The following is a 25,383-nucleotide window of genomic DNA, read 5'->3' as shown; positions in this document are numbered from 1 at the left end:
TTGAAAACAAGGCGAGGGTATAGTTTTTAGAATTTATCAGAAGCAACCTGTAGAACTGTTTCCTGCGGGTTACTTCTGATTTTTTTAAGTAAGATAGTTTCAGGAGATGAAGTTTAGGGAAGTCGAGGTCACTAAATCATCAGTCCTCAACTTCTCCGATCATTTGCTGTTCGATTTGTTTCATCTCATAAAAATAGCCTTTTTGCCCCATCAACTCCGAATAGGACCCCGTTTCGACTACCCTGCCTTGGTCCATGACCACAATCTGGTCCATCTCTTCCAATCCGGTTAGCCGATGACAAATCAGGAGAAGCGTATCATTAGCCGCCTGTGCGTAGAGATGCTTCAAAACATGATGCTCTGTCACATAATCCAGCGATGAAGTGGGTTCGTCCAGAAGCCATACCCGTCCTTTACGGAGCATCGCTCGCGCCAGAGCCAACCTCTGCTTCTCGCCGTCTGACAGATTCTCCCCTTTTTCATACACCATATCGGTCAACGATGTATCGGGCAGCTGCATTTTTGCTAGCACATCCAACAATTGTTCGTCTGCATGTTCTTCTCCATTCAGCAGCAGGTTGTCCCGGATCGTTCCCCGGAAGAAATGACTTTGCTGAAACACTACAGTAGCCGTTTGCCAAATGCTCGTTTCATCCAGTTCCTTCACCGAAATGCCGTTTAACCGTATATCACCGGCCGTTGGTGTTCGCAGCTTGAGCAGCAATTCGATAATCGTTGATTTTCCTGATCCACTCGGCCCGACAATCGCCGTTTTGGAACCAGGTAAAATGTGCAGGGATACATCCCTGAGCGCCGGTCTCCACTCCCCTTCATATTGAAACGTAACATCGGATAGCTCCATCGTAACGGCATGATCAACAGACAATGTGCCACTTGGCTGCGAGGACTGCTCATCAAAGGTCTGAACTGTTTCCGTCAGTCGTTTGGCTGCGTGTTCGCTGTCCTCTTTATACGCAGGTAATGTGGCCATAGCCGCCGCTTCTTCAAATACGGTTTGGGATGCCATGACCAACATGGCAAGAAATACGCCTGCAAGCGCTCCTTCCATAATTAAATAGGCGCCGAGCGTCAGCACTCCCCAGGAAACGAGAAACGTAACAAAAGTGTGCATCGATTGCCCGCGCAACAAGTGCCCGGCTGCTCGTTGCTGTTCAGTTGCCAATACAGCGGAAGCGTGCTGAAGCTGTTCCTCCCGTTGTGCCAATTGACCGTATACTTTCAAATCCCGGAAACCGTACAACACTTCGGTAACTTCCGTAGACAGCTGCGCCCTCTGCTCACGAACGCGTCCATGTATTCTCCGCTGCCCGAGTAACACAATTCCCGGTACAACGAATGCCGTTATCAGCATACCTAGTACAAACAAAACGGCAATCCAGATCGAAAAGGTAGAAGTAAACAGCACCGTAGCCAAAAACACCATGACGACCATGATCGGAGGATAAGCGACTCGCAAAAAATAATTTTGCAAACTTTCCACATCCCCAACGATCCGCGCAAGCAGATCCCCGCTTCGATTTTTGTTCAATATACCAGGCGTTAAAGGAATAAGCTTGGCAAAAAAGGATGTACGTAAACGGCTAAGCATGGAGAATGTCGCCCGGTGAGAATACAAGCGTTCTCCATAACGACTCGCCGCCCGAAGCAGACCCAGCAGTTTGACCATGGAGGTGAGTACAATTAAAGTATAAAGCGGTGGCGCAAATACCGTTTGCGAAATCAGATATCCGCTCGCAGAAAAGAGTGCCACACCGGCTATGCCGGCGATAAATCCACCCAAAATCGAAAGAATGATATCCTTGCGCTCCTGAATCATCGCCTTTGACAGAACAGCCAGTTCATTCATGAGGATATCCCCCCTTTCCGCTCTACATCAATCATCTCGGCATACTGAGGCAGGCGCTCCAGAAGCTCGTCATGTCGTCCCGAGTCCACCAACACTCCATTGTCCATAAACAAAATCTTGTCGGCTTGTTGAATCGTATATAATCGGTGAGCTACCGTAATCATTGTAGCCGTTTTTGCCAGTTTGGCTATGGAGCGTTGCAGTACCCGCTCGGTGTGCAAATCCAGTCCAACTGTGGGTTCATCAAACAAAATGATAGCAGGACGCTTCAAAAAAGCGCGTGCTAAGGCAAGCCGTTGCTTTTCCCCACCAGACAGTCCCCGGCCTCCTTCACCAACAAAGGTATCAAATCCATGCTCTAATTGGGCTGTAAGCGCAGCGAGTCCTGCTTCTTCCCCCGCCCGCTCAATTTCTGCCCTGGAGATGCTCCCACGAGCACCAATCGCAATATTTTCAGAAAATGTGCCTGCAAAAATATACGGATGCTGCGTAATGTAGCTAACATGTTCGAACCATTCAGTTTCATCGTATTGCGAGAGTGGACTTCCATTCACCAGAAGCGTTCCAGATTCTGGTTTCAGCAGACCGGCAATGAGATGGAGCAAAGTCGTTTTACCGGAACCACTTTTACCTACAATCGCAATATGTTCTCCCGGTTTAAACTGGATCCGACCCGTCTCAAGCTTGAATGAATCTGGAGCATACTGAAACCGGAGTTGGTCAATTACGATGGACGGCGGTATTAAAAGGTCTCCAGAATGGGTAAGTTCCAATTTGCTTATTCTGTCGGTCCTATCACCAACCTTATCTATGTTGGCTATCACGTCGATTCCAGTGGATGTCCCTGCGCCTTCATTGCTATTCAGGTTTTTGCTCCCCCCTGCCGTTTCCTCAAGCATCTGTTCCACCTTACGAACCGCTCCCATACTTGTCCGGCCACTGTGAAAGGCCGTTCCCGTATTCTTTAACAGGTTGTAAAACTCGGGAACGAGCAGCAAAACGAGAAAGGCGGTGTGGAACGTCATAGCTTTGAAAACGAGCAACTGGATGGCCAGTTCAAGAGCGACAATGCCAATGCTAAGCATTACGATCGATTCCAGCATGAAGGTATTCGTAAACGCAATCTTCAAAATGCCCATTGTGGCATCACGATAACCCAAGCTACTGCGCTCGATCTCCTGTTGCTGACGGTAAGCCCGTCCAAATATTTTCAATGTCACCAGTCCTTGAAGAGAATCCAGAAACGTCCCTGAGAACTCAGCCAGTTGCGCATATTTTTCTTCGGATTTGTTCTTCGTTTTCAGCCCTACCAAAATCATGAACAGCGGGATGAACGGAGCAGTAAACAATAGAATGAAACCTGTGTTGGCATGTTGGATAAATGTAACGACCAAAATCAGAACCGGGATGATAGCAGCTTCCATCATACGCGGCATGTATTGACTGAAATAACTATCGGCCTCATCCACAGCATCCAGAGCAACACTGACCTTTCCTCCTGTCTGTCCACGAAGGGTTGAAGGCATGGAGGCATGAGTCAAGTTTTGCAGCACGGCAGCGCGCATATTTGTCTTAGCAGTGGCAGCCATATGTAAGCCAACTATACCGTTTCCATAAGACAACAGTGTGCGCACAGCCATAACAGCTAGAAGTATGCCGAGCAACAGGATAACCGATGAAAATGAAGCTTTCTCGACAAAAATCCGTTGGACTGCTTCAGCAAGCAGTCCAGCCTGACTCACAATAGCTATACCAAGCGCTAGTGAAATGATTGCGAGGAGAGCCATGTTTTTCCTTTGTGAAGACATTTGTTGAGAAATCAGACTGGATTTCCTCTTCACAGATCACACCTCCTTTATCTATAGGCTTGTAGGGAAACCTCAAACATACCGTAATGGATTAATCAGCTTTATTTTTTCCCTTTAACATAATCCGCATCAAACAGGAAGAGTTTGAAGACCAGAATAAGGGATGGGATCAACAGGCATAGACCGCCGATAAACACAATAACTAACGCTAAGCCCATTGCCGGTGAAGTTGCACTGCTCTGAATCGTGATATACGGATCAAGAATATAAGGGTATTGCCCAATCCCATAAGCGAAAAAGGCACAGAAAAACTGCAACATGACGCATATAAAAGCTAATCCGTAACGGCGTCCGTTATATAATAGCCACATCGCGATCATGAAGAAAGCAACGGAAAGTGCCAGCAACCACCATAAATCCATCATATTTTGAAAATGCCGCTCATTGTGTTGACCCAAATAGATAAATGCTGTCAGTGCGAGGATTATCGTCGGTGTGCTCCAAAACAGGGCGTAGTTGCGCATCAGCTTCAACGCGGAATGATCCTCCGCCCGAGAAGCGTAAAATGTCAGAAATGAGCCGCTAATGAACAAAACGGACACGATTGCCAGTCCAACGATACTCCACGATAACGGATTGGTAAACAGCGCCCAGTAATCTAGAGAAACCGTTTCCCCCTGCTTCACGATAAAGCCGCCTTCAGACAAAGTTAGCGCCACTGACAACGATGCTGGAATAAGCAAACCTGTAGCTCCGTACAAAAAAAGATATACTATGTTTTTCTTGGAACCGTAATTTTCAAAAGCATAGAATGAACCGCGAATCGCAAGAAGAATCACCGCAATGCTTCCCGGAACAAGTAACGCGGAGCCATAATAATAGGCTGTGTCCGGAAAAAAACCGACGATGCCAATATAGAAAAAGATAAAAAATACATTTGTAATCTCCCATACGGGTGATAAATATCGGGAAATCAGACGATTAATGAGATGATCCTGCTTTGTTAAACGTGCATAAAAGGCGAAGAAGCCCGCTCCGAAATCAATGGAAGCTATAATTAAATAGCCGTACAAAAACAGCCAGAGCACCGAGATGCCAATCAATTCGTAACTCATCATTCAGTGCCCCCCTTTTCCGTAAATTGATTAGGATGATCCTTCATCCATTTCTCCATCTCAGCTTCTGCCGGATTATTGTTGAACAAGCGTCTCAGCACGATTACACACATACTGCCGAGTACGATGTACAAGAGCAATAAGGCGAAGAATATAATTCTTACATTCGGTGAAGACGTGGCAGCCTCCTCAACACGCATATATCCACGGATAATCCACGGCTGTCGGCCAATCTCTGCATAAAACCATCCCAGCTCAACAGCCAGAAAAGCGAGAGGGGCGCTCAGTGCGATGATGCGAAGCATCCACTTGTTAAGCTCATTACGCTTTTTCCAGAACACAAACAGAAAATATAGAAACGAAATCGCGAGCAGAGTAAATCCAATTCCGACCATTAAATCAAACAGATAATGAACGAGAAGCGGTGGCCATTCTTCCTTGGGGAATTCCTCGAGCCCCGTCACCTCTGCATTAAAGTCTCCAAAGGCCAGGAAGCTGAGCAGCTTCGGCAGATGAAGAGCCCCTAGAACTTCATGCTCTGCATTCAGCCATCCCAATAGCACCAAATCCACACTGCTGCTCGTCTCAAAATGCCACTCTGCCGCTGCAAGCTTCTCTGGCTGATGCTCGGCCAAAAACTTGGCGGACACATCACCGGCTAACGTGTTCAGCAAACCGAATAGTAAAACGACTGCCATCATTAGATTTAAAGATTTTTTGTGGTATGCGGACACACCTTTTCTCAGCATCGCGAAGGCTGCAATCCCGGCTAACAAGGCAGCTCCAGTCAAATAGGCCGAGCTTAATACATGGAACACTTTGGAGAACGTCGCCGTATTCAGCATCGCTTGCACCGGGTTAATCGCTGTGAATTGGCCTGCTTCCATGACAAAGCCTTCAGGCTGGTTCATGAATCCGTTCACCGTCGTAATAAAAACGGCAGACATGCCTGCCCCGGCGACAATCGGTATCGTCAGCAGCCAATGGATATACGGATTTTTGAACCGACCCCAAGTATACAAATAAATGCCCAAGAAGATAGCTTCAAAGAAGAACGCGAACACCTCCATGAATAACGGAAGTGCAATGACATTCCCAGCCAGTTTCATAAAATTCGGCCATACCAGGGCCAGTTGTAGTGAAATCGCTGTACCGGTCACGACACCAACCGCCACAGAAATGACAAATCCTCGAGACCACCGCTTTGCCATAAGTGTATAATGGGGGTCCTTCTTCCGAATCCCGATAAACTCTGCTATAGCGATCATTAGCGGTATACCGACGCCAATCGTCGCAAAAATAACGTGGAACCCGAGAGTCAAGCCTGTCACCAGCCTGCTCCATAGCACCGTATCAATTGCCATTCTTTACTGCTCCCTTCAAAACACTGTTCATTTTTCTATGATTAGGCCTGCTAACTGTTGGCTGCATTCAATATCAGGTTTAGCAAGGTTCAGCGACATCGTTGCCTGTTCGTTTTAGTATGACGTTCATCGTTCTTTGCTATGTAAAAAGAGAAAAAATTCACAAAGCAAGAGTTGGCGAGCCCGATTTATCTGATACTGAGCAGTCAAAATTATAATGTGACCTAATAATTAAAATCATCTTATCTTAAATTGCAAGTAATTCAATCACAGATATCTCTTAATCCCTAAACGTTCAAGAAAGGGTCAAATCTTTCTGACAACTCAGTGAATAACACAAAAAGTACCCGAAGGAGCTATTGATTGATTAGTGTATATGTGATGTCACAAGTTCCCTCCTACTTCGATGCTGGCAAAAAAACGATATTTTCTCATTTTGAGCCGTAATATATCCCCCTTTTGCAACAAAAAAACACTGACTCAAATCATCAGTGTTTTTTGAATTAAAGCTAATGTCATCTTCGTCATGACAAATCTTGATCTGCCAATATCATTTAGTACGACCGTAGAAAAAAGAATACCCATCTGACTTCCCAAGCTTAGTCGTCTCCGTTCCGTCCACTAGCTTGACCGATTTCAGCAACGATACAATTTGCGTATGCATTAGCTTTGCATCAAATTTGTCCATCTCTCTGTTGTCACTATCCACGAGCAGATAGTCGGGCATTGGAATGAAACCAATCACCGGTATCCCTGCTTCAAATAAGGGCTGACTCTCTCCAAACTCAAACTTGTTATGTCCACGCAATAATACAGTACGTGTGCTATCTGTCTTTTCAATAGCCTTCAGCCAAATGGCTGCCATCATTTCATTGCCCGCATAGGTATATTCTGTACTTATTTGTCCAGTTGGACCATAGTGACCCGTATCATCGTCCTTCCACTCCATGCTGCCTAAATGCTCAATCGTAATTCCAGCTACAGCTTTTAAATGGCCATTCTTGCCATCCCACAGCTCTCGATGCCCCTCCATCCAGGTGGAAGTCGCCTGAGAGGACCCTTTGAACTCCGGTAATCTAAAATGCCCTGTCACAAAAGCAAATATCATCGTACGTTCCGGCTGCTCCTGCTGTAAGTAACGAATCATAGACAGCATGCCCACAGCGCCATTCTCCTCCACCACATTTATCCCATCCGTATGAGTATTTACGATAATTGCTTCGTCTTTATTCTTACCGTCAATTTTCACATAAAAGGATTCTGTTGGGGCATCTTTTTGTATTTCCGCTTCTAAAATAACCGTACCTTCTTTATGCTCCTGAGCTGCGCTGATCACCTTTTTCCCTTCCGTTTCATTCACCCAAATCGCAGGGATTCCAGCATAATCGGTGGTAAAAGGCACATATTGCTCTTCAACCTTATCGTCAGATACCCCTTTCCAGACTAAAACAACAGCTTTTACGCCCATTTCCTTCGCTTGCTCCAATTTAGCTTCTTTTAATGCTGTAGTGAGGACCAGATCGCCTTCATTTGGGGCAATTTGGTTGTCCATTGGAGATGAAGCCCGCATATTCATAACGATCCCACTTGGAAAATTTCTGAAATTCTCAATTTCAATGACAGCAATTTTTCCGCTGGCCTGGCCATATTCACCACGCTTCGTATACACCAGCTCCCCGGTTACACCTTTTTCGTCAGTTTCCCCGGAATAGGGAAAAGCTGAAGAGACATGAATTGCCTGCTGATCAATCATTAAAGCACTGTTCTTTTCTTCCCATCGGTCAAAAGTATAGCGATCACGAAATACTTGCAGCCCCATATCCGTTACCTGTTGCTCCAGCCAAGCAATAAACTGATTGTGACCCTCAGAGCCGGTTGTACGGCTTCCAAAAGAATTCATTACTTCAATATCTTTGAGCATCACTGCTGCAGAATCCAATTTACGTTCATCGATCGTCACTGTCGTATCAGCAGCTAATGCTACAGGTGTTGTAATAGGTTTTGCATAGACTCCAATACCCCAAAGTGCAGTAACGATAAGTGCAGCAATGCTGAATAACACTTTACGAACCACTAGAAACGGAGTAACTCTTCTGCTTACCTTTTGCCCCAAGAGTCCTCTCCATATGCCCGCTATGATCAGCAAGAGGATAGAAAACGCAAGCAGCCAAAAATTTCTTGTTAGTAAGAATAACCCTTCTGCCACCATCGCACTAATAAATACTACATGTAACTTCTCACGCTTCTTTAATAGTAAAAAAGAGATGCCTAATTCTGCTAATAAAAAGATGATGGTCACGATTGAGATTACCGTTTCTTTGCCAATGAATACCGTAGCACATAGTGCTAGGATCAAAAGCAGCACCGCTGACAATCGTCTATATAAGATTTCTAACATGACGCCCTCCCATTTTAACTAACGATTATTTTGACATTACATTTGTAATGCCTTATGGTTTTAGCATATTGAAAATACTCATGAAAAACAATGAAACGAACATCAGAATGTACAAATGGAGGGGAAATGTCATCTCAAATCATGAATTATACAGTCCAAATACCTCTCAGCATCGTTCCAATAAAGAAACCAACCGTTTGACAAGAGAAGCCATCTGTACGGCATTAGTCTTCTTGATCCAGGAACAGCCTTTTGACAAAATCACCATCACCGATATTGTGAAGCGCGCAGGGGTTTCTCGAACAGCCTATTACAACAACTATTCCTCCAAGCAAGAGATCCTGGTGGATTTGGTTGATTCGCTTATTTTCGAAATTAATCAAAAACTCTTACCTTACACCAATGAATTAACAGGCAAAGCTAAAGAACCTCAAAAATTTATCAAAGTGCTTTTTGAAGTTATTTTTCAGCAGCGGAACATTTACAAAGCACTTCAGAGTGCAAAGTTTGATCATGTAATTCTGGATTGCTTGAATGAAATGATGCTTTCTACTGCTCATGACAAAAGCGACGAGAATGTGTACCGAATATACTTTAAAGCGGGGGCCCTCTATAATGTTCTCCTTAAATGGATACAATCAGACTTTGCAAAATCCATAGACGAAATGACCAAAATTTGTCTTGAGGTATACCATACTCCAATGTCCCAGGAATAAGGTTTAAAAAACGTGTTTATAAATGAAAAAACAAAGAAACCACGGAACCAAGTTCGGCTCCGCAGTTTAATTATCAACCCTACTATTGAATTTGAATTTGTTTCATGTACTCTTTGAATGCCTCAGCGATTTCTTTGTATTTTGTATGATGCAGATAGTGGGACCCCTCCATTGGGATCATTTTTCCCTGTGCGGATTGTTTGACTTGCTCCTCATGCAGCGGAATCCACTGTTTATTGTGCTCGTTATTCGATTGAACGAAGAGAAGCAGCGGCAAGTCATTTGGCATTGTGATTTTTTCTCCATTTTTGAAATTGGAACCAAGGTGGCCCAGTTCATTCATCAACGTTGGATTGGTCGCGACTTGATTCGAAATCAAACGCATCTGTTCTTTGGTATGCTCATCGAACGCAAGCGATTCATAGGGATCTCCGCTCACTTTTTGGACCAATCTCATTAGACCTGATTTTTGAAGAAATTTCATGGCGTTCAAAGGTAATTTGACATCCATTCCGGGTTGATTGGGAACGCTGCTATCGATGCCGACAAAAGCAAGAACTTCATCCGGATATGTGTTCACATAGGTCGCTCCGTAAAGTCCCGCGATGGAATGTCCCATTAGAATGTAACGGTCTAAACCCAGTTGCTGCACTGCTTCGTGAACCTCACTTACTATATTCTCAGTCGTTCTCTCCTTCTCGGTTTCATCGCTCAAACCATAACCGAAAGGCTCGACCACCACGACTTTATAATTAGGGGTAATTTCATCGATCAGCAATTTGAAATCAAGTGCAGGCGTCGGGGTTCCTTGTCCCGGTAGGAGTACAACCGTTTGTTCTCCGCTGCCTTGAATAAGCACATTCATTTTTTTCCCATCCACATTGACATACTGGCCATACGATTCGATTTTCTTTTTCTCTACCCCATCGCTAATAGAATCAACGATAAAAACGATGCCCATGAACAACACGAGCGCCCCTACAATACCTCCGATTATTTTTAACCATAGGTTCCGTTTCTTGTGGCTCTTAGTCCCTGTTGTTTTTAATTCCACCTTATTTGCCACGTTCATCTCTTCCCTTCCTTGTCCCTGTATCTGAAGTGCCGCCTTGACGACATATTCAAAGTGTAATCAATCAAGATGTACCCTTCGTGACGACAATATGAACGGAATATGAACAAGCCCAAAAAAAAGAAGTTTTAGATTAACATCAAATCGGAAATGAAATAATGTTCTTGTCCTTTACTCAAAAAGCAGCGATTCTCATTAGAGATCGCTGCTTTTTATTGTATACTTCATTTAATATGTGTAGGTTCTCACTATTCTATTATTTCTCAGCACAAATCATGAATATCGGTGTTGACCGGTTTAAGACTTGCTGTTTCTCATCCAGAATTTTTGCGTTCAAATTCTCTTCAGCAAAAATATTAGCGAAGCCTTCTTTTTTGAGAGTCCGTATATCCCACTCGGGACGCCATTCTCTGGTCAGCGGCAATACAAGACTCAGACGGTCTGTCTCCTCTATGTCCTTATGATGCGGGAGTTCACCAAAGCCCTTATCTACATAGGTTTGCTGATCCTCTACTCGCTTTTGCTGCATCTCTTCGTCCCAGAGATGGCGATTCCAGTTGGCATCAAAAACCAGCAGCCGTCCCCCAGGCTTAAGTACTCTTCTCCACTCTTTGTAGGCTGACTGCGGATCGGTAAGGCTCCAGGTGACATTGCGGCACACGATCAGATCGAAGCTCTCCGCAGCAAAGTCAAGCTTGTGCGAATCCATCTTGCGGAAAGTAACGGTTACACCTTCCCGAATGGAGTGGGCACGTGCTTCTTCCAGCATATTGTCGGTACAATCGATCGCAGTAACCAGATGCCCGGCACTCGAAAGAATCACAGAGAAGAAGCCAGGACCGCAGCCAATATCTAAGACATGCAGTCTTTCCTTCTGCGGTGCATTAGTGAGGATAAGCTTCAGCCAGGCTTCCCGCTGGAATCCGTTGAGTTCCTTCTGAATGCCTTCGCTGTACAGCTCGGCTTCGCCTTCCCAATACATTTCCACCTCTTGTTGTATACCCATTTATCATTCACTCCTTCTTGGCAAGTATCATGAACCGGTTTACATTCTGGTAACCGTATTTCAAATAATCTAGCGGCATCGCACAGGCAGGGATAAAGTTCCGGTGAACATCTATGGTTCGGAACCCGGCCTGTTTCAGCGCTGTCTCGTCAGCTTCAGGCCGTAATACATTAACATATGGCAACTCGCTTAGCAGGCTTTTATCTTGACTGCTTCGCTGGTGGATTCTTTGTTCTGTGAGCAGAATCAGTGTCCAGGACAAGGCATACCAAAGTCTACGGAATACAGTCTTGCTCTCTTTATACAAATAGTTGCCGTCAAAAACAATCAGGGTCCCGCCCGGTTTTAGAATCCGGTACCATTCAGCATAAGCCCTCTGTGGATCAGGAAGCGTCCATACTACATCCCTGCAGACCACTGCCTCAAAGCTATTCTCTAGCTCCATATGCAAATCGGCAGCATCAGCGACATAAGCTGGAACTTTATATCCATAACTCTCAAAATTTCGTGAAGCTCTATCGATCATTCCCTGAGAGGTATCCACCGCTGTAGGCAGATGACCCATCTGTGATAAGAGTATGGAGAAAAAGCCAGGCCCTGTTCCCACATCCAGCACCTTTTGCTGGGGAGTTGTTCCCAACCCTTTAATAAGCAGTTGTTTCCAGAGGTTTATGGTTTTTTTGCTGCGGAATTGAGTCTGTATGACTTTGTCATAACTCTCCGAGCTTGATGTCCAGTATTTCGAAATCTCTTTTAACATCATTTTTCTCCTATGTCGAGTAGATTCCAGAAGACCGGCATAAAGGTGGAGTACCCCGGTTTAAATCCAGTCACTCTATTATTTACTGCCAAGATATCGTCAGGGAAATAAATAGCTGCAAACATAGCCTCCTGATACAATTTGGAGAAAATGGAGTCATATGCGGTCTGACGTTCCTGAATATCGGTTGTTCCTACTGCTGTGTCAATCAGTGATTCTAGTCCAGGATCAGACCATACGACAGCAGATGCGTCAGCTGTTTTATGAAATAGGGACAGCAAGAATGCATGCGGATTATAAGCATCATCATAAGTCCGGTACATGATTAGATCATAGGCTTTGCTTGTCCATAAGACATCATAATAAGCATTCGGCTCAAGAACCTGAAGATTCACTCTAATGCCAATCTCCTTTAACTCAGACTGAACCAGTTCACTGATGGACTTCCATTCGGGATATTCAGCCTGCTGCAGCACGAAGTTAAGCTCAAGCTGCGCTCCGTCCTTCTGTACAATTCCATCTCCGTCCGAATCCGTGTAACCGGCAGCTGCTAGCAGTTGCTTCGCTTCCAGCGGATTGAAGCCGTACCAAGTATTATTGGACTCCGTCACATAAGGAACTGTCAGCGGGAACAGGCTTTGAGCTTCACTGCCGATACCGTCCATAAGATCTTCGACAATGCTTTTTTTATTAATTGCCAAATTGATAGCTTTGCGCACATTCAGATCTTGAAGTGCGGGCGTTTTGTAGTTAAAGATCATGAAATGAGAGTTTGTTCCTTGTGCTTTTTGCAAAGTTAGTGAAGAATCAGCTTCAATCACTGGCACGCTTTCGACTGGAATCTTTCCCATTTGTCCCCCGGCAATGTCAATGTCTCCAGCTTGCAGCGCTAGTACTCTGGACTGTGGATCTGGGATTACCTTCAAAATAATTTTCGACAGCTTCGGCATTTCTCCCCAATACTTCGGATTTCTGACGAGTATGGCTTCCTGATCTGTTTTGTAGCTCTCTGCCATCCATGCGCCAGTTCCAATCGCTTTGATGAATTTACCCGTAATATCTCCTGCGGGTTCCACAGCGGAAGGGCTGATAATTCGGACCGGTCTTGCAAAGGATAACTCGGTTAAGAAGGGATAATACGCTTTGTTGAATGTCATTGTAATCGTATGTTCGTCCACAACAACAAGGGATTGCATCGCAGTTGCTACATTTAACGAATTGGCTGGATCCTTAATCCAGCGTTCGAAGGAGAATTTAACTGCGTCGGCATTAAACTCCGTACCGTCAGAGAATTTGACGTCATGGCGAAGATGGAACGTATATACTTTCCCATCTTCTGAAATATCCCAAGACTCCGCAAGCGACGGCAGTATTTCGCCTTTTTCACCATACTCCACTAACCCCTCATATATCATCGCGTGCACATTCATCGAACCATCATAGGCACCGGCATCCAATCGGTCTATACCGGCATCAGACGATATAGCAACAGTGACTGTCTTGTCCTGAGCTTCAGATCCTTGTGCAGCTTCATTATTGGCGGTATTATTGGCTCTAGCCGTAGAATTGCTGTTATTACTGTTGCTGCAACCTGATATCAACACAACTATTACAAGAAGCATAAAGAATAACGATTTTGATAATAGGTTTTTTGTCTTAGGGTTCGTTCTCATTCTTGGTACATCCTTTCTCTACTTAACATCATAGGAATGGCTGGGTTGCCACTCCTCTCCCAGTCTCTTCTTTCTTAAGCGGGGGTCCTGCACAGGTACCGAGGAGAGCAATGTTCTTGTATAGGGGTGGTCTGCTTGCTGCAATATGGTTGCACCCGATTGCTTCTCTACAATTTCCCCTTGACACATCACAGCCACACTGTCGCAAAAACGATTTACAACTGACAAGTCATGTGTAATGAATACATAGGATAATCCCAGCTCATGCTTCAACTCCTGCAGCAGATCCATCATTTGCTTTCGCAGGGTGACATCGAGACTTGAGAAAGGTTCATCGCAGATAATCAGCTCCGGCCGCAAGGCGATTGCGCGCGCAATTCCGACCCTTTGCTGCTGTCCGCCGCTGAGTTCATGCGGATAGCGGTGAATATGCTGCCGTTCAAGTCCCACAAGCTCAAGTGTGTCTGCTACCGTGGCCCTGCGGGCTCCAGCCTTCCTCTCTCCGTAGTTCTGAAGAGGCTCCCCGATAATCTGCTCTACCGTAAACAACGGATTAAATGAAGCCAGACTGTTCTGAAACACCATCTGCATCTTCCTGCGGATCATGCGCATTTCGCTAAAGGTCCAATCCGTATAATCCTCGTTCCGGTACATAACTCTTCCGGAGGAGGGTTTCTCCAGTCCCAGCAGAAGTCTGGCCAAAGTGCTCTTACCACAGCCACTTTCCCCCACTAAACCAAGGGTCTCACCGCTCTCCAGACTGAGAGACAGGTTGTTGACGGCATGAACACTTCTGGCTTTACGTGTGAACCACCCCCTTTCCATCCCATATTTCTTGTTCAGGCTTACCGCTTCCAATAACTTCAAGATCACCACGTCCCTGAAAAATGTAATATTACCGTTGTTATCTGCACTCCATTAAGTATTTAGTATAGGGATGCACGGGATTAGAAAAGAGTTCAAACACATTGCCTGATTCCACAATCTTCCCGGACTTCATCACATATACATAATCTGCAAGCTCCGCAACAACGCCAAGATCATGGGTAATTAATAGGATGCCGACATTGTTCGTCCATCTGATTCGGTCTAGCTCTTTAAGAATCTGGGCTTGAATGGTTACATCCAATGCCGTTGTAGGCTCATCTGCAATTAGCAATTGTGCTCCGGATACCAGGGCGATGGCGATCATTACTCTTTGACACATACCACCGCTAATTTGAAAAGGATATTTATTGAAAAGCAATTTAGGCTCGCTGAGCCCTGCTTGCTCCATCTGCCTCATGGCAAGCAGCTTTGCTTCTTTTCCCGATATACGCTTGTGCAGTTTAATCGTCTCCATGATCTGCCTGCCAATAGTAAGTACCGGATTCAGCGCGTTCATAGGATCTTGAAAGATAACAGCCATTTCTGTTCCCCGAAGCTTCTGTAACTGACGGCTGGAGCACTCACGTAGATTGTTACCCTTAAGCCAGATTTCTCCACTCTCAACTATGCCTGGAGAATCTACTAATCCTAATATGGACATTGCCGTAACACTTTTACCGCTGCCGCTCTCACCTACAAGTGCGACAATCTGCCGGGATTTCACCTCGATACTGACATCATCAACCGCTGTAACTTTATAACTGCCTGTGTGAAAGCAGGTGCGTAAATGACTGACCTTCAGCAGTGGAGACTCTGCCATCATATTCTGGCCCCCCACTTTACTACAGAATTGAAAGCACGCTCTGGTTGTCGCAAGCCTTCTCCCAACAGATTAAAGCCCAGAACCGCCAGCATGATCATCATTCCCGGAAATAGCATCAATTGCGGCTCCGTTTGAATATAGGCACGGCTGTCGTTCAGCATTACTCCCCATTCCGGTGTTGGCGGCTGAGCTCCCAAACCCAGAAAGGACAAACCCGCAATGGAGAGCATAATCGTACCCACTTCCATAGAAGCAAGAACCAGAATAGGCCGGGCTGCGTTCAGCAGAATATGCCTGAAAATAATTTGTAAATGAGAAGTGCCTGACGCTTTGGCCGCTGTAATATATTCACTTTCCTTGATTTGAAGGACCATACTGCGTATCACTCTGGCATACCCCGTCCACCAGACAGCAGCAAATGCGATTAGCAGATTCTTCATACTGGGACCTAGCATGGCTGTAATAGCAAGGGATAGGATTAAGCTGGGAAAGGCAAGCAATATATCTATGATCCGCATAATCAAATGATCGATCTTGCCGCCAGCGTAACCAGCCAGTAAACCAACAGGGATGCTAATCGCAAAAACAACGATCAACACCATAAACGAATCATTCAGGGAGGTTCGGGTCCCATAGATTAATCGGGATAAGACACAACGTCCCAGATGATCCGTACCGAGCGGGTATTGCCAGGAAGGTGTAGCCAGTTTGAGTTCCATGTGAATCTGCAGCGGATCGGAAGGTGAGAGCCATGGGGCAAAGAGTCCAACGGATATGAACAAAAGTACTATGCCCGCTCCTAACCTTGCTCCCTTATTCTTAAATAAGCTAATACGAAATATGACAATCCGCTCCTTCTAAATCGTCACCGCAGCCTGATTCGCGGATCCAGCAGCAGATGTAATAAATCCACTGTCAAGTTAATCAGGACAACGACAACAGCCATCCATAATACGTAACCCTGAATGACAATATAGTCTTTCGCAAAAATCGCCTCAACGGCATACTTACCAATTCCCGGCCAAGAAAATATAGTTTCAACAATAACGGAACCGCCTAATAGCCCCGCTATGTTAACCCCAAGGAGGGTAAGACTCGGAAGAAGCGCATTACGAAGTGCATGCCGAATGATTATTCTCCATTCCTGCAGCCCCTTAGCTCTAGCTGCTGTGATGTAACGCTTGCCCAAAACGTCTAGGAGACTGGAACGAATCAAGCGGATGTAGACTCCTGCCATACCAAATCCTAGTGTGAGGGCAGGTAGAATGACACTGGATACCCCATCCATTCCCATCACAGGAAATAGCTTAAACTTCACCGCACCATAATAAATCAGAAGCAGACTTAGCCAGTATCCTGGCATTGAAACACTGAGCATTGCACATACTCTTCCCAGTCGATCAAGCATTCTACCCGGATATAATGCAGACCCCACTCCTATCGGCAGGGCAATAAGAATAGCGGACAATACGGAACAGGCACTGAGCAGTATAGTTGCCGGAAAACGACTCATCAGCTCTGTGAATACTGGACGACCGCTGCTGTAAGATAAGCCAAAATCGAGATGGGATACCCGGTTCAACCAGTGAAAATATTGCTTATGTACAGGACCATCCAGACCAAGTGTATGTCTGGTCGCCTCAATAGCTTCCTGCGTAGGTTTGATGCCGTCAGCACGCAGCATGATCTCCGCTGGATCACCTGGTGTTAAATGCATCAGCGCAAAGGTAATGCAAGAGATGCCGAGCATCACGGGGATGAGCTGCAATAAGCGTTGCAACAAGTATCGATTGATGGCATTCAACTCCAAAATCTTAATCGTAATAATTACGATTATAGCATAATCTTTTTAAATTAATAGTCTTAAATTGATTTATTTTATGTAGGACATAAAAAAATCAACCCCTATTAAATGAGTTGATCTTTAAACATTTGGTCTCTGCACAGTCGCAACTATTTTTCACAATAATATTGTCAAATCCTTAGGAATCATGTCATTATAAGTAGGTTCATATTAAAAATAACAATAAAGGAAGTGTGTATTTGAGTCGGTTCAATCTAGTCCTCATCTATGTTTTATCCATCATGATAGCTTTTCTTTTAGGAATTTACGTGGCCCCTAGCGTTGAAACACGCTTGAATGGGCAGACTGTGGCAAGTAATCCCGTTATCGAAGAAATACCGCCTAGTACCGCAGATAAAGCTGCTATTGCTGCTGAATCCAACACTACTGGATCCAATCCTATTGAATCAGATCCTACTGAATCTTCACCTTCACCTTCCCCGGAAGCCGTTGTCTTGGAAGATATGCCTTCGGACGATGATACTGGACCCGTTGGTGATGACTCTGAAGATCTGTCAGTAGCAGATACCCCATCCGGTCAAGGGATTGGTGCGCCATTAGAATTCAAGTATAGTACGAACTCTGCCGATGCTGTTAAGCTTACTTGGGAAGCTGACAACTTAACTGGAAAAAGGATCAATTATTACACTGCCCACATCAGCACGTTTAATCCAGTAGGCGATCCTTCCAATGATCAGCTGAACGGCAAGAGCAGCTTTTCGCTTAAATATGTGGGGCCGGTTGAGCCCAATGATACTTTATTTATTTTCAGTGATTTTACATATCAGAATACAATACATACGATAATTATTGACCAGCTCACACTTCAATATGATGATGGTACTATCGAGACCTTCGACTATGGTTACGAAACTACCGATGATAGCGGCCTATAATCCACATGATTTGCAGCCCTGGTGCGAACCAGGGCTTTTAGCAGGCACAATTGAACTAATGGTAATGTAAAAAACGAAGAGCGGCCTGGAATCCGGCGCTCTTCGTTTTTTACTTTTATTGTTACTGTCAGTCTGTTTAGCGGATGACCGTTACCTTGATCGTATCACTGGCAGTCACTCCCGCCGCGTTGACCAGCTCCGCCCGATATTCGTACACACCGGCAGTGCGTCCGCTGATAGTGGTTGCTGCACTTTGTGCCGAAGGCGTATGGGCATTCAGCGGCTGCGAGTCGATGAGCTCCCCGTTCTCATACAGGCGGTATTCTGTAGCGTTAGTCCCCCACCACAGATTCATCGACACCTTATAGGTGCCATCTCCGTCCCAGTTATCTTCGGATAGTATCGGCTTGCCCGGCGCGGAGTCACTTATGGTGACCGTAAGCGGATCGCTCTTGGTCGTGCCATATTTGTTGATTAACTCCGCAGTGTAAACATAAGTGCCGTTCACCTTACCATGAAGCTCTGTACTTGCCGTCTGGGCAGCCGGCGATACATCTTTCAGTGTCTTGGAATCAATCAGTGTGCCGTTCTCATAGAGTTTGTAACTCGTGCCGTTATTACCCCACCATAGGTTCATGGTGACTGTATAGTTACCATCACTAAGTCCATTAGCATAGCTGCTGTTGGAGGATAGCACAGCTTGTCCTGGCTTACCAGTCGCAATCACCTGGCCGCCAATAACCTGGAACGTATTGCTCTTTTCAGTCGTATTGCCGGCCGCGTCATGCACGATGTATTTCACGGTGTGGGGGCCGGCGCCTAAATCGGCGGCGCTCAGGGTCTGGCCTTCGGCAATCGGTCTTCCATCTAATAGAAGCTGTTTCGAGGTGACACCTGACAATACATCGTCAGCAGTCAATTCAAAGGAAAGCTGTGCTCCTTCTTCTACATCTCTCACCTCATGACCGGATTCTTTCAGTTCGGCAACCGGTGGAGCCGTATCAATATTGAGGTTCAGCGTCTTTAGATCTTCCGCTTTGCCTTTTGCCGGCACAGCATGGTATGTCAATGTATGCCGCCCATCTTCCTTCAGGTCCACAGGTGTACTGTACTCAGCTTCCTTGTTGCCGTTCAGCGAGTAATAAACATTAGCTGTATCTGTATTCGCCTTCAGGGTAACGGTGACCGGCTGGTTAAACCAGCCGGAAGCATTAGGCTCGGCAGAAAGCGTCGCCGTTGTTACCGGAGCCCCCTCTTCTGCTGCTGCGGCGAAGTCATCGAGGCTTCTCGGCTTGAGCTGGTAGATGCCTTTAAAAATTGCGGAAACACCTGTAATATTAAGTTTCTGTCCTTCTGTATAAGGGAAGTTATCCTTAGTAATGCCTGTCCGGGCATCCACGCGCACATGATTGCTTGTCCCGTCGGCATTGACGGCGTCGAATTCAAAGGAGCCGCTTGGCGTAGCGTTGATAATGTTCGCCACGGTCACACCGTTCAGTTGAACCAATTGGCCTTGGTTGGCATCATTCACCATACTCGCCGCAATCGGCTGCGGCAGTGTCGCCGTGCCCGTCTTCGCAATTTGCACTGCTTCTGTCAGCTCCAGCTCTGTGTTGTACAATGCGGTGGACGCTGTTACCTTGACCTTATCGCCAACGTGGAAGCCGCTCTGACTCTGAAAGACATAAACCCCACCAGTTCCATCTTGGAGATAGAAGGACTGTCCGCCGAAGATACCCGGCTCAGTCGTCACGGTCCCCTCCACCGTTACCAGTGATCCGGCTGCCTTAGCCCGGGAGTCGCTGATAGAGATTGTAGCCGGAATGGGATCTTCCTCAGCCGGAAGCGGTTCAGCAGGAACATTGCCCAGCGTCACCGATTCAGTCTTGAGGTTTGTACTGTTCTGGCGGAGGCGCAGATTGGATGCAGCTGTGGTGCCCGGCTTGATCTGGATCGTCAGATCCTTATAGGCATGACCGTTCAGATCAGCTGTCAGATTGAATGAGGAGCTATAGCCGTAGCTGCTTGGCCAGGTACCGTCGCTGTTCTGAATCTTGGCGATTTGGGCGCCGCTGCTTACCTGGTAGACACCTACCTGGAAGCCGGATACGCTTGTGCCTGCAGGAAGATTATCTGCACTCACCCGAATCTGAAAATTCTGTGCATTTGGCAGCACAGCCTGGTGCGTGAAGTTATAAACCGCACTTGCAGTGGCTGCCGGTCCGCCGTAGGAGCCTGCTTTGAAGGTGCTGCGATCATACCATTTGTAGCCAGCATTAGGTTGAGCCCAAGGCTCCGGCTGCGGCTCAGTGGACAGCGCCGGCTCCTCGAATGGCAGCAGTGTTGTCGGCTGATCTAGCGTCAGGCCATTCACCTGGGTGAAATCCGTATAGCTCTCCTGCTCGGCGAGCCAGTTCACGGTGTTAACCAGCAGTGTGGCATCGTCCACTTCCTTGAAGCCATCGTAAGTTGTTTTCTTGGCGCCGGTATCTTCGCGCAGGTATTTCGGTGTTGCATCCTCTACAGGAGATGAGTCACCGATGAAGGCTGCCTTGCCGGCGCCTTTTTTAGCAACTGCCACATAGGGACCTTCTGCCACACCGCCGCCGTTATAGACCCCCTGGTCTACGGCATTGGCCCAGGCAGCATTGGTTTGCGGCAGGTAGACGATACCTTTCGCACGGGTTGGGTCTAGAATGGCCAGCGTGGAACCGGCATGCATAGCTACCGCTGATACGCCCGTTGTAATGCCGAAGGCTTGATCGGGAGCTACGACGTTGGTTGCGTTAATGTCGCCAAGCGCATTGTAGCGGAAACGGACACCGAACTCGTCCGCCAGCCAGTCAGAGCTAACCACACCCTGCATGGCTGCAGAAGCGACCTCATCGGCATTCATGCCTTTGGCTGGATTGTCCCATGCTCCACGGCGGTAGCCGTTGAAAGCTTCTGAACCATCCCAGCGGTTTTTGTTGCGGTCGGCGTTATAATGGTCACCGATGAAGAAAATACTGCCGCCATCCTCCACATATTCCGCCATCGCAAGCTGCTCGCTTGCTTTGTAGGGCACGTTGGATTCGGCGACGATGTAGACATCATAATCGGAAAGATCACTCAAAGTAATTGGAGTCGTCTTGCGGAGTTCTTTGACATAATAGCCTTCCTGGGCAAGGGCATTCCCAAAGTCTGAAAAAGCGCCGTCAATCACCCAATCGGCTGCTCCCGCAGTCTGCTCATGGGTGTTGTCGAACAGGATCTTCTGGCCTGCATGCTCATTGACGACTTTGGCCTCAATGTACGGCGCAGGATCGTTTGGTCCTTCTGCGAATACCGCCGAACCGGCTCCGAACGTGAACAGCTGAAGTGGTACGGCCACCGCCACAGCTAGAGTGCTGTTCATCAGCCTCTTTTTCCAAACTGAATTCTTCTCCTTCATACCCTTCCTCCTCAAGATATAGTCCGGTGAGTAATTACCATAAATACCCACCTGCTAGACATCTACTATCCTATCTCAAAACAATTAAAAAAAAGATAGATTTATGTAAACTTCTGTAAAAATTATACTTTTGGCCTATAAAACGGGTCGAATATAGAAAGGGTATTATGAAAAAAGTCACAGTTGCTGAGGCTTATGATGAAGGATTGGACTATCGGCATATTAGCAAAAAAAAACGAAACGGATAAATGCTCCGTTTCGCTCTCTCCTAATTTACTGATAACCAAGTAACAAATTCACAATCGTATCAAGCTGAAGCTCTAATGAAAAAGGATCTTCCATTACGAATTCATCATGATAATTATCACCATACAAATAAACTTTACCATTTTTCACTGCAGGGATGCCTTTCCATATGTTACTTTCCATTGCTTTATTGGTAGCATCCGCATCGCCATTATAAACAAAAACATAATCACCTAAATATTCTGGAAGCACTTCTAATGAAATCGATTCAAATCCCTCCGCCATATTTTTTGCACTTTCTGTTGGAGGTAGCTGAAGCATATTGTATATAGTGGAAGAACCATAGTTTCCTCCCTTTGCCGCTAAGACGTATACCGCCTTTTGTGAAAACTGAACAATCGAAACGGTTTCCCCTTCCTTGATAACCCCGGCAAGTTTAGACTTTGCTTCAGCTACTTTCTGTTCATATTCCGTAATCCATTCTTCTGCTTCTTTTTCTTTTCCGAATATTTTGCTTACACTCCTAAATTTAACAAGCGGCCCTGCTGTTTTTAACCCCTCCCAATAAGGCAGAAAAACAGTGGTCCCAATTTTCTCATATTGTTCTATGTTCTCATCGATCGAACCGATAATTAAGTCCGGATCTAGCATCGTTAATTTTTCCAGATTTAAAGGGAAATCCCCTAAATCCTCAATTTTCTCGATCGTTTCTTTGGGTATGTCCGCTTTTTCCATCCAGCCTTCATCCAGCATAAACGTTCTTGCTCCGATGGGTACAATTCCTAATTTCAATAAATGCCCCATATATTGGTCAGCCGCCACTCTTTTCGGCTCTGCTGGTACTTCCACATCTCCCTTAGGCGTTGATACTATTCGAGTGTTCGTACTATCTTCTGATGTTGCTTGATTTACGGTTCCATTTCCATTACTTTGTTCCTTCGTAGCAGTACCCGTCCCACTTGAGCAAGCACCTAATAATAGAGAACCGCAAAGCAGTAAAGCAGCCGTCGTCTGAGATTTTGTCATTTTAAACATATGTAATTCCCCTTTTTCCGTATTATGATAATGATTATCATTATTAATATACTGTTGAACGATGGGTTCAAAAATAGAGGATGTGGGGAAGTTTAATGGACTTTCAGCAACTTTTGGCCGCTGTGACTCTTTTGTTCTAAAATGTGCAGGGGATACACCTTTTCTTTTCTTGAAAATTCGGCTGAAATAATATACGTCTTTATAACCAACGCTTGCTGATATTTCCCCGACCGAAGCATCTGTTGTCATTAAAAGCTCTGTTGCAAGTTCAAGCCGAAACCGAATTAAGTAATCAATCGGACTCATACCTGTGTACTCTTTAAACAAGGATGACAAATGATAAGCACTGAAATTAAATACTTCCGCAAGAGAATCTAATGTAATTGGCTCCGCATAGTACTCCTGAATGTAGGTGATTACTTGGACTGCAACACTGGTCTGTTTCACCTCAGTCTCTTTTCTATGTAATTCTTTTAAAACCTGATGAATGAATTGATAAAAAAGTGATTTTACGTTGAGTCTCTCTTCTTGCTCGTTCCATTTTTGATACATCAATTGCATTTTGTTATAAAGTAAAATGGGTGCATCAGGGGAAAAACAATATTGTGATTGGAACAGATCCTCCTCTTGAATCCATGCACGGTAATAAATGATATAGTAAACAAAATTCTTACTTGTCGGAACAATATTAAGTATCGCCCCTTTCCCGCTATGCAGGACTTGAAATCCTGTAAAAGAAAATTCAGAGTGATCTAACTGAACTTGAGCGCTCCCTTGTACCGAAAGTAAAAATATACTGGCAGGAATCTTGTACTTATGAAGAATTTCGCCTTGAACCCTTTCAATATGGCGCACATCCAATAACTTGACCGTCGCTTGGTCCCAAAGCAATATTTCATTGCTTTTGTACATAATGACTACCCCTCCGTTATCTGTCTAATCCTCATCATAAATGATAACCATTATCAATAACAGCTTATTTCGTTTATTTGTCTCTACTACGTTCCTCTTTCAATTGTAGATGGTGGAGCGACATGCGGTAGTCAACCGTTATCGTCTCTTTGCTATAAGTCAATATAATAATAATTCTGTATTGAACTGCGGGAATTTTATATATATTTGTATTTTTTAATTCTGTATATTGATTTGTATGAGATTTCTTTTACTCATGGTTAACAAATAAATACAGGATTAATCTATTACTTGGCTAGTGAAATTTATTTAGAAAAGAGGTTGTTCGGGGAATGCTGGATATAAACACAATCGCCCAATTAAAAGGAACATTAAAAGCGAGTATAAACAATTATGAAATCGCAGGTGCAAGCATTATGGTAATTAAGAATGGTAAAGAAGCTTTTTATCACAATGATGGATTGGCTGATCTTGAGACGGGACGCCCTATTACAAGGGATTCAATTTATAGACTATATTCAATGACAAAGCCGGTCACTGCCACTGCTATTATGATGTTGCTAGAACGAGGAGAAATTGACTTATTTGATCCAATCAGCAAGTACATACCTACTTTCAAGAACCAGTTGGTCGTTAGTTATGGTAAATTAGTTCAGGCGAGCCGTGATGTCAATATTCACGATTTACTAAATATGACATCGGGAATTCTTTATGATGGTCCTGATTTAGCTGGTCAACATTCATATGAACTTTTTCAAGAATTGGACTCCCGTTTGTTAAGTGGAAATCCAATGAGTACGTTGGAATTTGCCAGTCGAATGGGACAAGGTCCTCTATCGTTTGATCCAGGCTCAAACTGGCAATATGGAGCTTCGGCAGATATACTAGGTGCAATTATCGAGGCAGTTAGTGGAATGCGGTTTGGGCAATTCTTGAAAAAGGAACTATTTATTCCTTTGGATATGCAGGATACAGATTTTTGGTTGACAGAGGATAAGAGAAACCGTTTAGCCAAAACATATCAGGATGATGGTGCAGGACGATTGAAACTATACTCAGGAAATCATCTTGGTATCATTCATCAGATGGATCGGACGCCAGCGTTTGAATCAGGAGGTGCGGGCTTAGCATCAACTATTGATGATACAGCTAAATTTACAATGATGCTGTTAAATCAAGGGACCTTTAACGGGGTTCAACTCATGAAACCTAGATCAATTGACTTTTTGACCTCAGCATCATTAACAAATAGGCAACAGAAAGGTTTCGATAATTGGCATACCTTGTGTGGTCACAGCTACGGGAATCAGATGCGTATTATGACTGACCCTGCGAAAGCCGGGTTCATTGGTAGCATTGGCGAATATGGTTGGGATGGTTGGTTAGGTGCCTATTTTACTAACAGTCCTCAAGATGATTTATCAATACTATTTATGGTCCAGAAAAAAGATGCTGGTACTATGTCGATCACGCGTAAGCTACGCAATATAGTGTTTAGTAGTTTAAAATAAGACGAAAGACACGTACGATATGTGAAATCGTGCGTGTC

Annotated in this window: 18 protein-coding genes; 3 read left to right on the top strand and 15 right to left on the bottom strand. The window is 45.1% G+C overall.

Annotated elements, in window-relative coordinates; all coding sequences use genetic code 11:
- Positions 1–139 precede the first annotated feature (139 nt).
- The 5 genes from cydC to MHH89_RS07015 form a co-directional block, all read right to left on the bottom strand.
- On the bottom strand, positions 140–1,867 hold the full coding sequence (cydC, locus tag MHH89_RS07035; RefSeq protein ID WP_076279705.1) for a thiol reductant ABC exporter subunit CydC: 1,728 nt from the start codon (positions 1,865–1,867) through the stop codon (positions 140–142).
- On the bottom strand, positions 1,864–3,708 hold the full coding sequence (gene cydD, locus MHH89_RS07030) for a thiol reductant ABC exporter subunit CydD (RefSeq protein ID WP_076281797.1): 1,845 nt from the start codon (positions 3,706–3,708) through the stop codon (positions 1,864–1,866). The genes cydC and cydD overlap by 4 nt, the downstream gene beginning before the upstream one ends.
- Before the next feature lie 68 nt (positions 3,709–3,776).
- The gene (locus MHH89_RS07025) at positions 3,777–4,793 is read right to left on the bottom strand and encodes a cytochrome d ubiquinol oxidase subunit II (RefSeq protein WP_076126522.1); all 1,017 of its coding nucleotides are present in this window, start codon (positions 4,791–4,793) and stop codon (positions 3,777–3,779) included.
- A complete protein-coding gene (locus MHH89_RS07020; RefSeq protein WP_076126520.1) occupies positions 4,790–6,154 on the bottom strand; it encodes a cytochrome ubiquinol oxidase subunit I in 1,365 nt (454 codons plus the stop codon). Before MHH89_RS07020 ends, MHH89_RS07025 begins: the two co-directional genes overlap by 4 nt.
- Before the next feature lie 550 nt (positions 6,155–6,704).
- Positions 6,705–8,552: a hypothetical protein gene (locus MHH89_RS07015; protein WP_341086702.1), complete on the bottom strand. Its 1,848-nt coding sequence runs from the start codon at positions 8,550–8,552 to the stop codon at positions 6,705–6,707.
- Between the two features lie 80 nt (positions 8,553–8,632).
- Here MHH89_RS07015 and MHH89_RS07010 point away from each other — a divergent pair, with 80 nt between their 5' ends.
- Positions 8,633–9,268 (top strand): TetR/AcrR family transcriptional regulator, encoded by a 636-nt coding sequence (locus MHH89_RS07010; protein WP_341086700.1) that lies wholly within the window; start codon positions 8,633–8,635, stop codon positions 9,266–9,268.
- Positions 9,269–9,350: 82 nt separating this feature from the next.
- Here MHH89_RS07010 and MHH89_RS07005 read toward each other — a convergent pair whose 3' ends face one another.
- The 8 genes from MHH89_RS07005 to nikB all read right to left on the bottom strand — a co-directional run bounded on the left by MHH89_RS07005 (position 9,351) and on the right by nikB (position 17,273).
- A complete protein-coding gene (locus MHH89_RS07005) occupies positions 9,351–10,340 on the bottom strand; it encodes an alpha/beta fold hydrolase (RefSeq protein ID WP_341086698.1) in 990 nt (329 codons plus the stop codon).
- A 256-nt stretch (positions 10,341–10,596) separates the two neighbouring features.
- Positions 10,597–11,346: a class I SAM-dependent methyltransferase gene (locus tag MHH89_RS07000; protein ID WP_341086696.1), complete on the bottom strand. Its 750-nt coding sequence runs from the start codon at positions 11,344–11,346 to the stop codon at positions 10,597–10,599.
- A gap of 7 nt (positions 11,347–11,353) precedes the next feature.
- Positions 11,354–12,106: a class I SAM-dependent methyltransferase gene (locus MHH89_RS06995; RefSeq protein WP_341086694.1), complete on the bottom strand. Its 753-nt coding sequence runs from the start codon at positions 12,104–12,106 to the stop codon at positions 11,354–11,356.
- The gene (locus MHH89_RS06990) at positions 12,106–13,779 is read right to left on the bottom strand and encodes a nickel ABC transporter substrate-binding protein (protein ID WP_341086691.1); all 1,674 of its coding nucleotides are present in this window, start codon (positions 13,777–13,779) and stop codon (positions 12,106–12,108) included. Before MHH89_RS06990 ends, MHH89_RS06995 begins: the two co-directional genes overlap by 1 nt.
- A gap of 18 nt (positions 13,780–13,797) precedes the next feature.
- Complete coding sequence (locus MHH89_RS06985) at positions 13,798–14,646, bottom strand: ATP-binding cassette domain-containing protein (RefSeq protein ID WP_341086689.1); 849 nt, start codon at positions 14,644–14,646, stop codon at positions 13,798–13,800.
- Positions 14,647–14,683: 37 nt separating this feature from the next.
- Positions 14,684–15,469, bottom strand: a complete 786-nt coding sequence (locus MHH89_RS06980) for an ABC transporter ATP-binding protein (RefSeq protein ID WP_076126508.1) — start codon at positions 15,467–15,469, stop codon at positions 14,684–14,686.
- Entirely contained in the window at positions 15,466–16,302 is an 837-nt protein-coding gene (gene nikC, locus MHH89_RS06975; RefSeq protein WP_341088796.1) for a nickel transporter permease, read from the bottom strand. Before nikC ends, MHH89_RS06980 begins: the two co-directional genes overlap by 4 nt.
- A 32-nt stretch (positions 16,303–16,334) precedes the next feature.
- The gene (nikB, locus tag MHH89_RS06970) at positions 16,335–17,273 is read right to left on the bottom strand and encodes a nickel ABC transporter permease (RefSeq protein ID WP_341086688.1); all 939 of its coding nucleotides are present in this window, start codon (positions 17,271–17,273) and stop codon (positions 16,335–16,337) included.
- 239 nt (positions 17,274–17,512) lie between these two features.
- Between nikB and MHH89_RS06965 the strand changes: the two genes are divergently transcribed.
- Entirely contained in the window at positions 17,513–18,208 is a 696-nt protein-coding gene (locus tag MHH89_RS06965) for a hypothetical protein (RefSeq protein WP_076307858.1), read from the top strand.
- 136 nt (positions 18,209–18,344) lie between these two features.
- Here the strand turns inward: MHH89_RS06965 and MHH89_RS06960 are convergent, their stop codons facing one another.
- Together MHH89_RS06960 and MHH89_RS06955 are read right to left on the bottom strand one after the other, a co-directional pair.
- On the bottom strand, positions 18,345–21,641 hold the full coding sequence (locus tag MHH89_RS06960) for a chitinase N-terminal domain-containing protein (protein ID WP_341086687.1): 3,297 nt from the start codon (positions 21,639–21,641) through the stop codon (positions 18,345–18,347).
- Positions 21,642–21,914: 273 nt separating this feature from the next.
- Complete coding sequence (locus MHH89_RS06955; protein ID WP_341086686.1) at positions 21,915–23,834, bottom strand: AraC family transcriptional regulator; 1,920 nt, start codon at positions 23,832–23,834, stop codon at positions 21,915–21,917.
- Positions 23,835–24,166: 332 nt separating this feature from the next.
- Here MHH89_RS06955 and MHH89_RS06950 point away from each other — a divergent pair, with 332 nt between their 5' ends.
- Complete coding sequence (locus MHH89_RS06950; RefSeq protein ID WP_341086685.1) at positions 24,167–25,345, top strand: serine hydrolase domain-containing protein; 1,179 nt, start codon at positions 24,167–24,169, stop codon at positions 25,343–25,345.
- The last annotated feature ends 38 nt before the right edge of the window (positions 25,346–25,383 follow it).

It is taken from the genome of Paenibacillus sp. FSL H7-0323 (genome assembly GCF_038002725.1).
GTDB lineage: Bacteria > Bacillota > Bacilli > Paenibacillales > Paenibacillaceae > Paenibacillus_AQ > Paenibacillus_AQ odorifer.
This window is presented reverse-complemented; position numbering and strand designations above follow the sequence as displayed.